Below are 17027 nucleotides of genomic sequence, written 5' to 3'. Positions count from 1 at the left end.
TGCAGTAGCTGGTAAATCTTCAATTAATTTAATTTTTGAGTCTGTTATGAGGTATACAATATTGTTTGGATCATAGAGGTACCAGTCATCTCTCATCACTTACGATATATCCGTTAACTTTTTTATAGCCAGCAGCCATTTTCTCCTTATAAGCTTCATCACGTAGTCTTTTTATTCTTTCCTGTTTTAATACCTCTCTAGCTGCTAATTTTAGTTTATTGTACCTTCTATTGAGTTTATCTAACTGATAGAATGCAAACACATTGCTAAGCTTAGGCCTTTCATCGAGAAGGGTTAATAACTTAGGAATTGTGACTGAACTGTAAAACTGCCCCAAACTCTTTGGATCTAGCTCTTAGTTTTCTTCTGTATTCTGTTCTTTGCGTTCTAAGAGTATCTATCTCTTTCAACAGTTCAACTTCACGTCTAGCCAGATGGTTTCTTTCAGTTTCAACTTTAGTAATATTTCTTTTCAGAGGCTCTCTGAGTTATGCCCGATGATTTCTTTCATCACCAGCAAATTTTGATTTAGATCTGCTGTAAAAGGAACGACTAGTTGAGGTATTTCTTGTTTCATGAAACTTTTTTTGATCAAAGCTGAACCAGTGTAAATTTCTCCCGTTCCCTGTATGCAACCATTGAAATACTCTTGATACTCCAAACGGAAGAGCAAATGGGAAAAAAGTTCCTAACCATATATCCGGTTTAATAAGATAAGTTAGTACCTTTTGCAGAATGATGACGGTCTCACCCTTTCATGAAAATCAAGAAATTCCATATTTGCTAATTTAGCATACCCAGCCCCATTATTTTAATTCAAACGCTTAATTGCCCTTGTCTTAACACGAGACAATATCATTTATCTGTAAAACAAAAAGCCGCCAAATTGGCGACTTCATAACCACTGCAAGTTCTTGTCCCGAACTGAGAACAAGAACTAGGTACCCCCTTGGGAAAAGAATATGATCTTATTGTCAATCATCATATTATTATAGGTAAGATGCAAGGAAAGATTCTTACGCCCTCTTACCACTGTAAAACTATATTATGAAATTCTCCGTGTTAGTCTTTCGATTTCTGCTAACTTCTAAGGATACGAACCCCCGGTACGGTTGTGAGCCGACGGGAGGTTACGTGTCCAGGCATAAGATAATACTTTAATTAGTTTTGGAGACCAGTTTAGATACGGATATAAGCAATCGGGCTGTAACCATTTCGTCGAATCAAGCCGCTGCTTAACGGGTTCTGTTGTAAGAACGTTTCAATTGGAATGATAATCATAACTACTGTCTAAACATTCTCATTTCCCCAAATGCTTACCAGATCATTGATCTGAAGCGACACGACCCTCAGTTCTCCACCAATGGCGTAGAGTTCTAGTCCCTTACTTTCGAAGTCCGGGAAAATCATGTCTGAAATGATTGTTTTTCCATGATTGCCGAAGACTTCGACACTTGACCAATCCAGATAAATGCTCAACTGTATCCTCTCATGCTCTGGCTTCATAGTGGCCTTGTGTATTGCTGTGAAATCTGAATGAAAATCAGTGGCGCTCGACTTCGTCCGATCGACGAACAATTCCTCATTCGAGATATTATATCCGATGATCGTCTCCTGATTGGCGGACTTCCGTACTTTAAACCCGAATTCCATAGCAGTACCGATTTCAAATTCTGCAATAATTTCTGCCTTGGCTGCGGAAATATCAGACAACACGTTCATATCTGGCTTAATCGTCAAGTCTTGTAGAGACAAAATCGGTTTTCTTAGCTGACTTAATTCATTTATGGGTGTTTGGATTAGGCGAAGTCCCTCGGGATAAGTCCTTAGCTGTAGCTCCCGGGGAATTGATGTCTTGCCACGCCATTCCTTTGAAGGAAGCGTGGTAGCATAACGCCAATTATTCATCCAGCCGATCCAAATCTTTCGTCCGTCTTCGTTCGAAATGCCATTCCAGGACACGGCCGCGTAAAAGTCTGATCCATAGTCTACCCATTTGATAGTATCGATGGATTCCAACGCTTCATCTGGCGTGAACGACTTACCGTCAAAGTTGCCTACAAAATACATCATGCCAGAACCGCCTGCCGGTGGTTCCGGATCGTCTGGATTCACACCATTTCTATCCCCGACGCTTAGCATCAGAATCCACTTCGTGGTATTAGGATCCTCATCCACTTGGATTCGAAATATATCAGGACATTCAAATATCCCTCGGTGTATATGTGGAATGTCGGAACCGAATTCGCTTGCAAAAGACCATTCTTTCAGGTTTGGAGATGTGTAAAATTCTACACGGTCCCTTACGGCAAGAACCATGATCCACATTGATGATTCATCATGCCAAATCACCTTCGGATCACGAAAGTCTAGCGTGTCCGTTGGAAATAAAACCGGGTTACCTTCATATTTTGTCCAGGTTCGACCTTTATCCTTGCTGTAAGCAATGCTTTGCACCTGCGGTTTTCCAGGCTGAGCCTTGTTGCCCTCATTTGTATAAATGGCCACCAATCCTGATCCTTCCTCTTTGAAAAATCCGCTGGTATTGTTCTTATCCACCACCGCACTCCCCGAGAAGATCGCTCCGTCCTCCCCAGGTGGAATCGCTGGTGGAAGCTCAGTCCAATGCACTAGATCCTTGCTTACCGCATGCCCCCAATGCATGTTGCCAAAATCAGGCTGCGTATCATGGGGCGTATGCTGGTAGAACAGGTGGTATTCTCCTTCAAAGTAAACCATGCCGTTGGGATCGTTCATCCAATTTTTCTCCGGTGAATAATGAAATTGAGGCCTGTACGTCTCACTATAGTTACTTTTTCTCTTTCTGCCGCTATAGTCGTCCGTTAGGTTTAATTCTTTCATAGTATCCGCTCTCCTCTTGATTGTTGATAAGGTATTTAACATAATAATTTGAGTTGCTCGTTTGCAAATGAATTTGAAATACTACCATTTAAATGTTTCAGCTTTGATCTTTGAGATATCTGTCATAGCCTTTCTGTTTGATTTCCAGCCATTTATCTAGCCCCAGTCTGGACAGCTCGGCTTTATATTCGGCCCATTCTTCTTCCACTTTACCCGTCTTGATCCATTCCGCCCGCTTGCGGTTAACGTAAGCAAACAAATCGGTTTCCAATGTGGAGATCTGCTTCTGATCCTCCAGAGAGAAGAAGACTTTCGGGAAATTATGGTCAGCCTTCATATAAGGAACGAGTCTTTCCTTCATGAGCTTAAGCCGTCCCACTGCATCATCGGGCTTAGTCGTAACCGTTCCGTAATACTCGTCAAGAATTGCTAATGGACCACCGATGTTCGTTTTTTGCCGTAGCTCGACAGGGGCCGTTCCCTTAAGCGGAAGATGCTTCAGCATATGACTCGCTTCATCGTATTCAAAAATGTTCTGCTGAGTTTTGTCGCCGTAGGTACCCCAGTTGTCTTGCACGGACTGGATAGGATCATACAGCTGGTCAATCCATTTTGCCGTAAGCTCGAGATTTTGGTTGTCACTGGTAATCACCATTCTCCCCCGGTCAAAGCCGAGATTGTTCGTGCGGGTCACATTGACTTCACCGCTTGGTCCGGCGAGCGGATTCATCAGTTCATATTTATCGTTGTCTCCTGAAATATTCGCCTTATCCCATTGGAAGTAGAGGCCATATCTTTCACTCTGACCTTTGGCTAGATACGTGTTATAATCCTGCTCGAATGATTCCTCGTCGATCAGGTTCAGTTTATACAGCTCATTAAGATATTTAATCCCCTCTTTGTAACCGTCCTGATCGGCAGTGAAGACCACTTTCCCCTCATTGGTCACTACCGTATGATCGCCGTTGTCCCCAAGACCGAATGATCCGAACAGAAAATTCAGGTCCTCATTGCCGTTATTGAGCATAAAGGACAGCGGGATTTCATCCGCTTGGCCATTTCCGTTAGGGTCGCCATTTTTAAATGCGAGCAGAACTTTTTTTAAATCCTCGGTGGTTTTTGGCATTTTAAGTCCCAGCTTTTTCAGCCACTCCACATTGATCCATGGCATGTCGTTTACAGAATGAATGCTCTCCTTCTCAGAACCCAGTTCTTCAATCCAAGGAAAGGCATAAATGTGCCCGTCCTGTGCGGTTATCATGGATCTGTACTCAGGCGCTTCCTTTAATACCTTCTGCAGATTGGGCATATATTTTTGAATCAAATCCTCTAAAGGGATAATAGTTCCATCCTTTCCGAGGTTCAACAAATCGTAATCGGAATATCCGGCATCCAGTATGGCATCTGGAAGATCTCCACTGGCAACAGCAAGGTTTCTTTTTTCAATGAAGGAATCGGAGGTGAAGTTGGTAAAATCGATATGCACCCCTGTTTTTTCTTCCAGTCTTTTATAAATCAACTTTTCATTTGGATCGGAAGGTGCCAGCGGCGAGCTTTGAGTCATAAAATGCAAAGTAACTTTCTCTTTAAGCGGCAGAGTAACATTTTCCAGCTTGTAATCTTCGGATGCCGCAGAATTATTGCCCGAACCGCCGCATCCGGCAAGCAGTGAAGTAGAAAGTGCCAACACAGACAAGGTTAGTAATGTTTTTTTCATCTCTATTCCCCCGATTTGTTATTTGATCGAACCTACCATGACACCCTTTTCGAAATACTTCTGGAAGAATGGATACATGACAATCAAAGGCAAACTTGATATGACAATGGCAGAGTACTTAATCATTTCAGACAATTTCTTAAGCTCCGCTTGTGCCATCGCATCGGCAATCATGCCGGGCTGAACCTGATTCTGTATCAAAATGGAGCGCAGTACTAGTTGAAGCGGAAACAGCTTCGGATCATCCAGATAAATCATGGCGTCGAAATAAGAATTCCACTGTCCGACAAAAGCGTATAAAGCTAGAACAAAAATAATAGGCTTGGAAAGCGGCAGGACGATTTTAAAGAAAATACTGAGCTCGGAAGCTCCGTCTATACTCGCCGCCTGGAACAGTTCTTTCGGAAGTCCCTGGAAATAAGTCTTTGCCAGAATAATATTGAATACGCTGATCGAGCCGGGCAGAATAATGGCCCAGACCGTATTCAACATGCCTAAATCCTTAATCACCAGATAGGTAGGAATCAGACCGCCACCGAAAAACATCGTTATCAGGAAAAAGATCATAATGGACCGTTTCCCTACCAACTCTTCAATCGCAAGCGGATAAGCTGCGAAGACGGAAAATAATACGGTTGCGAACGCAAAGGCTGCTGAATAAAAAATAGCATTAAAAAAACCGCGGATCATGGCACTGTTGCTTAGGATTTTGGCATATCCCGTGAGTGTCCAGTCTGATGATGTAATGGCAAACCCTTTGGTAATCAGGGTATTTGGAGTTAAAAAGGACGAAAGCACCACATAAACCAGCGGTAACAGAATAGCGAGAACAAACAAACCAAGTAGAATATAATTGATGATGAGCAGAATCCGGTCCTTCCCGGTGTAATGAATATCCATAAATACCTCCTTCTTTAATACAGCCCTTCTCCTTCGTTCAGCTTCTTGACGACGGTATTTACGAAAATCAACAGGAATACATTAATTACGGAATTGAACAACCCGATTGCCGTAGAATAAGCATAATCGCCGGATTGCAACCCCACCTTGTATACGTAAGTCGCGATGATTTCCGAGGTAGGTGTGTTCAGAGCCGTCTGCATTAGGTAAGCCTTTTCATAGCCGATCGACATAATACCTCCTGCAGCGAGAATGAACAGGACGGCCATGACGGGTTTAAGAGCTGGCAGATCAATGTGGAAGATTCTCTTCATCAATGAAGCACCATCAATTGTTGCAGCGTCATGCAACTGCGGGTCCACATTGGCTAAGGTGGCCACATAAATGATAGAGGACCAGCCCGCTGTTTGCCATATACCAGACAAAATATATACCGTTCGGAAATAGGCAGGATCAGTCATAAAAGCAATCGGCTTGCCGGTGAAGGTTGTTACCAAAGCGTTCACTATTCCAGCTGGCGATAGAAAAACAAACAGCATACCGGCAACAACAACAACCGAGATGAAGTTAGGTGCGTATACAATAAGCTGAATATTCTTCTTGAACTTCGCTCCTCTGACCAGATTTAGCATTAAGGCCAGAATGATGGGTACTGGGAAGCCGAGAATAAGACCGTAAGCGCTTAATTTAAGCGTATTCATTAATATGTCATAAAAATTTGGTGATGAAAGAAACCGCTGAAAATGTTCAAATCCAACCCATTCGCTGCCGAGGATGCCTTTTCTTGGGCTGAAATTTTTAAACGCAATGATCGAGCCGTACATGGGAACATACTTGAAAATGACGGTAAGAATTATGGACGGAAGCAGAAACAAATACAATATATAATTTCGAAGCATATAGCTTAACCAATGGTTTCTTTTTTTTGTTTCTGAAGCCTTTAATCCCCTTTTTTGAACGATCGAATTTGCCAATATTTTCCCTCCTACTGTTCACGGCTTGTTATACGACACAAAATATAAGCCATGTTATGTCATCTCTCTGACATAATTAACCAAGATGTTTTTCAAATACTTGCTTGTAATATCCACACCTCCAACAGAACGAGAATTTTACACATTCCCAAAATGAATGGGCTTACAATTTACATTTGAACATTTTTCACTCTTACAATTTATCAGATGTACATTTAATTAGTCAATATAATTCGGGTGAAAAATTCATTCAAAAAGCGTATTTCAAGATAATTGTAATGTTTTTAGCAAAAATACATCAAAAATACACAATATAAATAAACAAACGTAAACCTTTATTGTTCATTTGAATAAATACATTGTTAAAAACATGAAAATACTATATATTTAGAAATATGAAGAATCTTAATTCGGAGAATAAGGTGAACAATATGACGAGAAAGTCAAAGGTTACGATACAAGATATCGCTGATGCCTTGGGAATTTCCAGAAACACTGCATCCAAGGCGCTTAATGGAGTGGAGAGTATTCCCACCGTTACTAGGGACAAGGTGGTCAAAAAAGCAATGGAGCTTAAATACAAACAATTTTCTTATATGGAAACAGCTTCTGAAAAACAAGGCAATATCGCACTTTTGACCTGTAATCTTCCTAATAGCTCACACTTTGGATCTTTGTTGATCAGCGGACTGGAGAAGGAAATCAGCAAACAGGGCTATACTTTATCCATTTATTTTGTCCGTGAGAATGATATCAATTCGATGACCCTACCCGGCAATTTTGAACCTTCGAATGTGGCTGGCATTTTCTGCATCGAAATGTTCAGCAAGGAATACAGCAAGCTGATCACAGATCTTTGCATCCCAACCATTTTTATTGATTGCGCTGCGGATATGATGTATCCAGAATTGAAGGCGGATCTGGTATTAATGGAAAATGAACACAGCACATACTGTGTTACCCGGAAATTAATCGATCATGGCTATGAAAGCTTCGGTTTTGTAGGCGATTACAATCACTGCAAAAGCTTCAATGAACGCTGGACCGGATTTAATAGGGCCTTAGCAGAAGCAGGAATCGCCGTAGATCCTGCCCATAGCATTGTAGCGCCTGACCGCAACTTCTTTATAGAGGAGAACTGGATGGAACAGCAGTTGGATGCTCTGAGGGAGTGTCCCTCCGTCTTTATTTGCGCCAATGATTTCATTGCCATCAACGTGATCAAATCTTTAAAAAACAAAGGGATTAAAGTCCCAGAAGATGTTGCTGTCTGCGGGTTCGATGATGCTTCGGAATCCCGGGTTGTCGAGCCTCATCTTACAACCGTGCATATTTACAGTAGTCAGATGGGTATTATTTCAGCCGAAATGTTATTGTCCAGAATCAAAGACAATACCATGCCATACCGAGTGACTCATGTTGCAACGGATATCGTATACCGGGACTCGACCCCTGTTCTAAACTAAATCTACCAAGAGGTGAATCAAAGTGAAAAATGACAGAACGGTTCTTTGTGTGGGCGAGTTGCTCATTGATTTTTTCTGCACGGATATTGATGTTAATCTTGCCAAGGGTCAGCATTTCTCCAAGCAGGCCGGCGGCGCTCCGGCAAATGTAAGCGCAGCCGTAGCCAAGCTCGGAGGAAAAGCGTCATTCTTGGGGAAAGTCGGGGATGATCCCTTTGGCATGTATCTGAAGCAAACGTTGGATGAGCAACATGTGGATACGTCCATGCTCCTTTTTGATCCGGCCACGCCGACTACACTAGCCTTTGTTTCCCTTGCCGCTAACGGCGAACGGGATTTCGTATTCAACCGCGGAGCTGACCGTCAACTGTCTCTGCAGGACATTGATAGAGAAAGGACCCGACAGGCTGCCATTCTGCATTTTGGCTCGGCAACGGCCTTGCTCGCCGATCCTTTCCGGGAAGCGTATTTGTCTTTATTGGACGAAGCGAAAGCCAATGGGCAATTTACCTCCTTTGATCCCAATTACCGGGGGGACCTCTGGAAAGATAGGCTGGAGGAGTTTATAACATTGTCCAGAAGAGGAATACACAATGCGGATTTCGTAAAGGTAAGCGAAGAGGAATTAAATATCATTACGGGGCTGACTGACCGCAATGCTTCATTGGATCTTTTGCATGGGTTGGGAGCCAAAACGGTGGCAGTTACCTTGGGGAAAGAAGGTACTCTCATCTCAAGCGGTACCTCCCGTTCGCTAATCAGCAGTATTACTGTTAAATCGATCGATTCTACCGGTGCCGGTGATGCCTTCGTCGGAGCTATGCTGTATCAAATCAGCCAGCTGAGTCAGCCCAAGGCATTTACCTCCGATTGGGAGCAACAGCAGGAATTTATAACACTTGCCAATCAAGTCGGCGCTATCGTGTGCACTAAAGTTGGAGCGATTGCAGCCTTGCCATCGTTGGAAGAAGTTAAGCATTTCATAGAGCAACAGGGTGAAACAAAAATCGAACTGTAAGAACAGCAAAGGTGTCCCGACGACCCTAGGGTCGCTGGACACCTTTTTAGTTATTCCTTGGAAAGTGAAGTGAGGAAACTAAATCATATCAAGGGAGTTTAATCAAAAGGAAACTACTACTATCCTATGTAGTAGCTCCTTGTATTTAAGACAGACCAAAATATTTTCGATTGCCGATAATATTCCATTTTTATTTGACTCAGATGTTTTCATAAAACATTTTAATTCACATTGCTGTGCTTATTGTAGGTAGTGATTTGAAGCTTTAACAACTGTATTTAGTGTTTCACTTCTTGTACATTGTGGATCAAATAAAACAGGAAATAAATCCTCCATGCCTCTCAGGTGATCTCGATCTAAATACTCTGATCGAATTAGTCCATCTTCGGCAAACACAAAGAAAACCTGGTTGTAGGCAGAAATTCCTCTTAAAAATGCTGGTTCCATAAAGGTATCGACGATAATGGGCTTCTTTTTACCCATTTGTTATAACTCTAAAATAATGAACTCAACACTTTCATCAAAGACCGAAGAACCATTGACTCTATCGTTCCCACAACCTAAGAAAAACCACTCCCAATCGATAAAGTGACTTAAAATTGCCGGATGGTCCTGAGGGTTAGCTTTGCCCTGATAATCAAAGGTATGGTCATCAGAAGAATAATACTCCCCACTTGGAGGCTTTCGTCTTAGTCATAGTGCTTTTTACCGCCGTAAGGCCCCCGCCACAAATCCAAGCAAATGTGATTTAGATAAAGCCTTAATACTCGATCTGAAATTTTCAAAGTACATCATTCCCCTGTCTAAAAATTGTTTCTTACAAGGGGAAAAGTCTCATTCTGAAAGCACTACAGTAATTTCTCATCATCCATATTCATTAATAATGCCCCCATCATTAAGTTATGTTTGGTTTATTCGATTCCGTCCCACATTCCACACAAAGTCTATCCATACCTAAAGCTCTTTTCCCTTGGCTCCTACAAATCCATTTCATTTTATCCTATTCGTTCCCTTGGCCTCGTGGTTTATCATCATTTATTAACCACCATTTCTTTTGATTTTTTATATTCTCGTTGCACATAATAATAAATCCGTCCAAATCGGCATGCCAAATCACCACAAGCAACATCTGGTGCTTGCAGCATGGACATCTCAACGGGTCTTGTTCATATGTCTCTATCACTCAGTCTCTATCACTCGCTGGCGATACGAAAAGCGAAAGAAGCTCGACGCTTTCCTGGCCAGCAAGAAATTGATTTTCCTAACCTGACAGAAGTAAGCTGAAGCTGCATGAACACAATAACAAATCCGCCTTTTGCCAAAAGCCCCTCTACGCCAAGCGAAGGGGCTTTTCTACAGGATAGAACTAAAAATCAGAGCTTACTTTCCACCTATTTCGTCGCATTTCATCCGTTGGAGGAGTCTCTAACGTAAGCTTTGAACCATCCTCGGATATGGTCAAAGCCCTATTATGATAAACTGAGATAATGACAACCGAACCATCCCTATTTTTGTGGACAATCCACCGCTGATTATTGTAGCCCAAATAAGAATAGAGCTGAATTTTATTGTGCTCCGCGTCCAGATCCAGCGCCTGTCCGGAGGTCGTTCGGATGGAATAGGAACCTGCATCATCTCCGGTCGGCACAAACACCCATTTTTGATCCGAGGCTTCATTTGCATCCTGTACACTAACTGCTTCGCCATTTGCCAGGCGGGCTGTATATATGGATTTTTGGAATGCTACGTTCACGAGGCTTGATACCCTCAACTTGGCCGGTTTCCCTCCTGTCACATTTACATTCTGATAAGAGACAGAGCCGCCAAAGACATGAAGTCCGAAATGACCTTCGGCAAAGGTCCCATCCTTCAGATCCATTATTTTCAGTCCTCCCATATGTACCACGATATGCGGGCCTTCCGCTTGAATCTTTATTTTATAGGTTTGGCCTCGCTGGATGAAGGCCGGGACTTTCGCCAGAACCTGTCGTTCCTCGAATCGTCCATCTATTTTGTAGAACAGGCGAATAGACTTCATGTTAGGATCTAGATTCAGGTAGTAGCCGCTGTGCCCATCCTCGCTTGCACGGAACAGAAGTGAACCAGCCCCGCCGGACGTGCCAAGCTTCAGTTCAGCTTCATAAGTAAAATCCCCAGCCTGCTCCTGGGCCATATAATTCGCGTCGCTTGAGTATCTTCCACGAATTCCATCCTTGCTGAGTACCCATGAAGCCATTGACGGATCTGGGGTCCAGCCGCTGAGACTGGTATGAAACTCGCCGCCAGAGACTTTTACAAGAAGGCTGGCGGATGCCTTTCCATTCGGGGTGGATACAGTAATGACGGACTCGCCCTCTTTTTTGGCCATAAGAGTTGCCTGAGAAGCGCCGGCTCCCTTTATGCCTACCACCTTGGCATTACTGGATTTCCACTCCAGCGGGTGAACACCATTGCCAGGCCCATTCTCCACTGCCGCCCGCAGCGTTTCGCTTTGCCCTATCCCTAGTTCACGGTCACCCGTGTCCATTGCAATCCGTAGTGGCGAATCGTTATCCGAATTCCACACTGATCCAAGCTTGTTTACCGACAGAGAAACAATCTTCACATTGCCACCCTGATTATAAAAGCTCATCTCCCTACTGGCCGGATCAGGAAATATGACCTCGGAGAAAACCACCTTGCCTCCATTAGCGAAGACCTCAACAGAGGATTCATCCACCAAAATCCGCATCTGGATCCGCTTGTTCTCGGCTTTCATCCCCGTTTCATGTCTTGTGGTAAACAGATTGGAGAAATCCGTAGCTCCGGAAGCAGAGCGATCCACGAACAATTTACTTTCGCCTGGCTTATAACCCACCACAGTCTTCTGATTCACACCTTCACGTAGATTAAAACCAAACTCTGTTACGTTACTTCCAGCCGGAATCTCCAGTTCGGCTTCAATCTCATATGATCCAGAAACAAGTCCCTTCAGCAGGTTTGGAGAAGATGGATTGATCATCTTGTCAGTTACAGAGAACAGCCTGCTGCGCAGATGTTCCATCTCCTTGATCGGACCCTGGGCGAGACGGAGTCCGTCTGGGGTCATGACCAGAGCAACCTCTCTCGGAACAGTCAGTCCCCCCTTCCAGCCCGAAGTCGGAAAAGCGAACGGATAATCCCAGTTGGACATCCACGCCAACATCACTCTGCGCCCATCCGTCATGTCCGAGAAAGACATGGATGCATAATACTCCTTGCCAAAATCCGTTCTCAGCACCTTTCCTGCCGGATTGTCATTTACGAATTTCCCCTCTGCAGTCAGACTTCCCACAAAATATTCAGAATCCGATCCTCCTGTTGCCGAATTCGCCCCTGTACTGATCATGAGAACCCACTTCTTCTCTGACGTTTCCTGCACGACCAGTGGGAACAGGTCAGGGCATTCCCACACACCGCCACGAACATAATCTCCATAACCCCAATTGTCGGTCAACGTCCAGTCCAGCAAATTAGCCGATGTAAAGAACCGGATATGATCACCACCGGACACTACCATGACCCAGCGATTATGCTCGTCATCGCGAATCACCTTAGGGTCGCGGAAATCCCATCCCCCCGGCTCTTCCCCGTTCTTGCCGGGGTTCTCAACCACGATCGGACGATTCTTGGCATAATGCCACGTACGCCCCTGATCCTTGCTGTAAGCAAGGCCAATGCGCTGGTTGCCATTAGGACCATCCGGGTTATAGGAAGTATAATAGGCGATCAGACCTTTGCCGCCCGAATCCGTAAATAAGCCTGAAGTATTCGTTACATCCGCCACAGCAGATCCGGACCAGATATGCCCGTAATCATTCCACGGAAGTGCAATCGGCAGACGTTTCCAGCTCAGCATATCCTTACTGACGGCATGGGCCCATGTGCCTCCATCCTGATGGAAAAGATGGTATTCACCTTCGAAATAGACCAACCCGTTCGGGTCACTGGCGTACCCACGGATCGGTGTATAATGATACTGGGGACGATAGGTTTCAGTATAATAATTATTAGCTTCTGTGACATAAGTATCCTGAAAGTAAGCGCTTCCCTTTTTCACAACAAGACCGGCGTTTCCTGTTGAATACGAATGATCCGTTACATCGATTGCTGGTGGAGTATAACCGTCCACGAAAACTTGAATCCGGTTACCCATTGCCTTTACTTCCACATAATGCTTCGCACCTGCTAAGCTCGGATAAGGTCGCTCTGAGCCTGCAATTGCAGTTCCATCCGCTTTCGTCAGCGATACGCGGACCTGCTCTCCTTCCTTCACCAGAGTAGCTTCATATCCACGTGTTCCATCGGTAGAGGACCGGAAAGCTAGAGCGGCAGCAGCATCGGAGCGGAAAACGATTGTTCCTTCATATACAAAGTCAGCAGCTTGCCTGCTATAGATTTGCTGAGCCTTGCTCTGGTTCACAGACGTTCCTTTTTGGCCGCTGAGGTCAGGCTGCCACTGTCCTTTTTTCACAAGTACCAAACCCAGATTCCCTTTCAGATCGCTAACGGTTATGTTTTGGAACAAGGCTGACCCATCCCAGACGTGAAGTCCAAGGCGGCCAGATCGGTATGAACTGTCTTGAACATCAATCACAGGCTTATATTGAGTTCCCCAATATACTTTCAGCGAGGCCCCTTCAGCTTTTACCTTGAGATGATAGATCTCCCCTTTCTTGAGCGAAACCGGATGCTCTTCATTTAATTTACCTGCTCCACTGCCCGCATCTTTTAAACGGATAATACCGGACTGCGGTGCAATTTGAAGCATATACGAATTCAATCCGTCTTCATTGGAACGGAAGAGCAAAGAAGCATCCGCTTGCATATCCTTGATCATAACATCGGCTTCATACAGGAAATCATCTGCTATTGTTTCTGAGATGGCCATCACGTCCTCCTGCGGATCAGATGTCAGCAGGAGCCCTTCTGCGGCATCTCCCCACTTGCCATTTCCTTTTACCTGCCATCCTGTCAAATTTGTATTTAGATTTATAACGTTTTCAAAAATAGAAAGACCCTCCTTTTCCGATTTTACTGTGTTACCTTCCGCCCGTGCAGCCCAGCCGGTATCAGGACTAGCGGCGTAAACTCCAGATGAAGTCATAATAATAGCCATCACCATGAGGATGTGCAGCACAGCTTTGAATTTCTTTTTCATCGATTACCCTCCATTTCTACTCTACGGAATAATCATCTTCTACCAAAAAAGTAGAAGGCGGCCAGTTACAGCACAGTAACTGGCCGGAATAGCATATTAAATTTGTTATAAAATATATAGAGCTTGAACTTGTGATTTCTATTTTAGGATTTGAACGAGACTATTGGGAATGTTCAAACTCCGACTCCCCTCTCTCTTTCCCTTTTTGTTAATTTTCAATAATATCCGAGCCCGGTGGAACACTATACTCATCCTTATGCTCCAAGATGGCACTTAAATTGAAATAACCGTTCAGGTTCCGGAGCACAACCTACCGGTTCAGCGGGAAAATCAGCAGCAGCTGCATAACGCCGCCCAAAAAATTTTGTGAGTTGACAAAAGTAAAATGACACGGGTTTATGGACCAGCAATATAGAAGGCTTCCATATCTAATGCGATATGGTTCAACGGCAGCTCGTGGTCCTTTTTCTCATCTGGCTTCAATGGCCTTCAAGGCGTCCCTATGTTAACGAATTCATCTTCAGAATGCCGTCTGGTCAGCATTTGTCCACTCTTCGGATATACAAGTATATGTATAATTTCACCTTCCGAATAAACACTAACACCGCCCCCCCGTACCTACGATATATTACAAGCAGTAGGAATCCTTACGCAGCACCCCATTTAAATCTCGCTATAAACTGCTGCATTGACATCGGTTTCCCAGCCAACGGGAACGGCAAGACCCGCCGCAGAATACTCAGTGTTTGTAATTTTCGACCCCGTCTTAGGAGTTGTGTAGCGAATCTGTAATTTGGCTATCCGGCGGAAAAGCTCAATAAAATCACAGCCGGTTATACAGAGCTCATTTTAGTTTACCTCCATCCTTACCCTCAAAATACTTATACTTGTGCATTTAATTGTTCATCAAGTTTACATTTATAATCAATATTTATAAACATTAATTTATATAACCAAAAGTATAGCGCTTTCAAAAATAAAAAGCAATGAAAATCCCACTCACTCTGTTACTTGTTTAAGTTTATATATTTCCTTGATAGCAAACCCTCACGAGAAGGGGTCTAGCTCTCTTTCTTTTCTTAGAAGAACACCGATTTATCCTAATAGTATAGAATCTTTTTTATCTAACTCTTACTACAAAAAAGGCAAAGAGTAGTGTAGTATAAGAGGGGAATGTTTATTAGAAGTATGCAAGATCAAAGAATTGTTTTCAAGCTAAAAACCACATTCACATTTACATTTGAATAAATTTTTGTTTATCATTTAAGATTTTATGAAGCAGGATAAAAAGGAGCTTATTATGGCTGAGAAAGTAACGGTTCAAGACATCGCGGATGCAATGGGGCTGTCTCGAAATACCATATCCAAAGCCCTCAACAACCATCCGCAAATTCCAGAGGGCACAAAAAAGAGAGTAATCCAAAAAGCAGCGGAGATGAAATACAAAAACTACAGTTTTATGAATGGAGGCAATATTGCTCTTCTTACACGAGGGGACATTAACGCCATCAGCTTCTACTCTGAAACGATTAAAGGAATGGAAACCTCCCTGCGCGCTGAAGGCTTTAATCTGATCTTATCTCTTGTCAATCCTGAGGATATCCATTCATGCACACTGCCCTCCAATATTAACCAATCAAATGTGAACGGAATTGTTTGTATTGAGATCTTCCAAGAAGCCTATATTGAAACTATTCTAAACACGGGCATTCCAACGGTATTTATCGATTTTTTGCCAGAGTCGTTGAACTCTCCACACAAATTCGACATCCTCTTGATGGAGAATCACCGCACGACATACAATCTTACTCGTTCTCTCATTGGACGCGGCCATTCGGAGATTGGATTTATCGGAGACCACAATCACTGTCGAAGCTTCTATGAGCGTTGGCTTGGTTACGATCAAGCCCTCCGGATGCATCGCGCTTCATCTGGAGAGACGTTCAGCATCAAGCTTGAGGACAACAATCCTTATCTATCTGTTGAGTGGATGCTTGAACAGTTGAAGCAGCTTCCAAAGCTTCCGACAGCATTTGTTTGTGCCAACGATGATATTGGAATTTCGGTTATTCGTGCGCTAAAGGAGCTGCACATCGATGTTCCTGGACAAATCGAGGTAACAGGTTTTGACGATATTGCTAATGCCAAGATTATCGATCCTCCGCTCACGACCGTACATACTTATCCGTACGGACTCGGTACACGCGTCGTTGAGTCCTTGTTGGCTCGATTGGAGCAGCCGGATCGACGGAATGAGACCATTCATCTTGAGACATGCATCGTTCATAGAGGCTCCACGAAGTCTTCCTAATCAAGTTGTATGTAACAAAGATACAGGGAACCATTTTTATTCAGAGCATATACACTGTTATTTTTAAGCAAGGTAAGATGAATAAGATTTTCAGATACCAAGGTAGTATGAATGAGAGAGATAGCAAAACTAAAAAATTAATCTTTCTCACATTCTTATGTTTTATTTTTTTGCTCCTTATAGTTAATAACCATAGTGTACTTCTATCATTACAATATAGACATAAATAAATAAGAAATTGAATCAGCACTTTGATTTTCAATGATATTCCTCCAAATAAGTTATGTTTTTCGCGTTAATTAAGTTTTGATGTGTAATGAATTTTTCAGATGAGTAAGCGCCCGAACTGTAGAAGGTATTTTGGTAACTAAATTAAAATGAGTTAAGAGAAGCATTTAGCGTAGATCTCATTTTTAAAAAGACGAAAAACCTCTTCACAATTCAGCCCTATCTCCTTTCTAATTATTGCATTTGCGTAAAGTTAGGCTTATAAGTAGCAGTTTATACTTAAATGAATCTGATATAAATAATACGTTTATATTAGATTTTCTTAAAAGATATATTTAAAAATAAATTGTCCTTATGTCGCATAATACAAAT

General features: G+C 43.1%; 11 protein-coding genes. 3 read left to right on the top strand and 8 right to left on the bottom strand.

Features of this window, described 5'->3' with window-relative positions; all coding sequences use genetic code 11:
• Positions 1–85: 85 nt before the first annotated feature.
• From MKY75_RS02900 to MKY75_RS02875, 6 genes are all read right to left on the bottom strand, one after another.
• The gene (locus MKY75_RS02900; RefSeq protein WP_069010904.1) at positions 86–337 is read right to left on the bottom strand and encodes a hypothetical protein; all 252 of its coding nucleotides are present in this window, start codon (positions 335–337) and stop codon (positions 86–88) included.
• Positions 338–472: 135 nt separating this feature from the next.
• A complete protein-coding gene (locus tag MKY75_RS02895) occupies positions 473–661 on the bottom strand; it encodes a hypothetical protein (protein WP_141695469.1) in 189 nt (62 codons plus the stop codon).
• Between the two features lie 629 nt (positions 662–1290).
• Positions 1291–2862, bottom strand: coding sequence for a glycoside hydrolase family 32 protein (locus MKY75_RS02890; protein ID WP_081317544.1), 1572 nt, complete (start codon positions 2860–2862; stop codon positions 1291–1293).
• A gap of 97 nt (positions 2863–2959) precedes the next feature.
• Positions 2960–4579, bottom strand: coding sequence for an ABC transporter substrate-binding protein (locus tag MKY75_RS02885; protein ID WP_029515922.1), 1620 nt, complete (start codon positions 4577–4579; stop codon positions 2960–2962).
• Positions 4580–4597: 18 nt separating this feature from the next.
• Positions 4598–5479: a carbohydrate ABC transporter permease gene (locus tag MKY75_RS02880; RefSeq protein ID WP_013309484.1), complete on the bottom strand. Its 882-nt coding sequence runs from the start codon at positions 5477–5479 to the stop codon at positions 4598–4600.
• 14 nt (positions 5480–5493) lie between these two features.
• Complete coding sequence (locus tag MKY75_RS02875) at positions 5494–6378, bottom strand: ABC transporter permease (RefSeq protein WP_230584986.1); 885 nt, start codon at positions 6376–6378, stop codon at positions 5494–5496.
• A 506-nt stretch (positions 6379–6884) separates the two neighbouring features.
• On the opposite strand from MKY75_RS02875, the gene MKY75_RS02870 reads away from it, so the two are divergent.
• Together MKY75_RS02870 and MKY75_RS02865 are read left to right on the top strand one after the other, a co-directional pair.
• Positions 6885–7919 (top strand): LacI family DNA-binding transcriptional regulator, encoded by a 1035-nt coding sequence (locus MKY75_RS02870; protein WP_029515925.1) that lies wholly within the window; start codon positions 6885–6887, stop codon positions 7917–7919.
• Between the two features lie 22 nt (positions 7920–7941).
• Complete coding sequence (locus tag MKY75_RS02865; RefSeq protein WP_340884250.1) at positions 7942–8937, top strand: carbohydrate kinase family protein; 996 nt, start codon at positions 7942–7944, stop codon at positions 8935–8937.
• Between the two features lie 240 nt (positions 8938–9177).
• Here MKY75_RS02865 and MKY75_RS02860 read toward each other — a convergent pair whose 3' ends face one another.
• On the bottom strand, positions 9178–9420 hold the full coding sequence (locus tag MKY75_RS02860; RefSeq protein ID WP_069010903.1) for a hypothetical protein: 243 nt from the start codon (positions 9418–9420) through the stop codon (positions 9178–9180).
• An 883-nt stretch (positions 9421–10303) separates the two neighbouring features.
• The gene (locus MKY75_RS02855) at positions 10304–14116 is read right to left on the bottom strand and encodes a GH32 C-terminal domain-containing protein (RefSeq protein WP_340884248.1); all 3813 of its coding nucleotides are present in this window, start codon (positions 14114–14116) and stop codon (positions 10304–10306) included.
• Between the two features lie 1300 nt (positions 14117–15416).
• Between MKY75_RS02855 and MKY75_RS02850 the strand changes: the two genes are divergently transcribed.
• Positions 15417–16427, top strand: coding sequence for a LacI family DNA-binding transcriptional regulator (locus MKY75_RS02850; protein ID WP_029515929.1), 1011 nt, complete (start codon positions 15417–15419; stop codon positions 16425–16427).
• Positions 16428–17027: the final 600 nt, after the last annotated feature.

The sequence above is a fragment of the Paenibacillus sp. FSL L8-0663 genome (genome assembly GCF_038008125.1).
Taxonomy (GTDB): Bacteria; Bacillota; Bacilli; order Paenibacillales; family Paenibacillaceae; genus Paenibacillus; species Paenibacillus polymyxa_D.
This window is presented reverse-complemented; position numbering and strand designations above follow the sequence as displayed.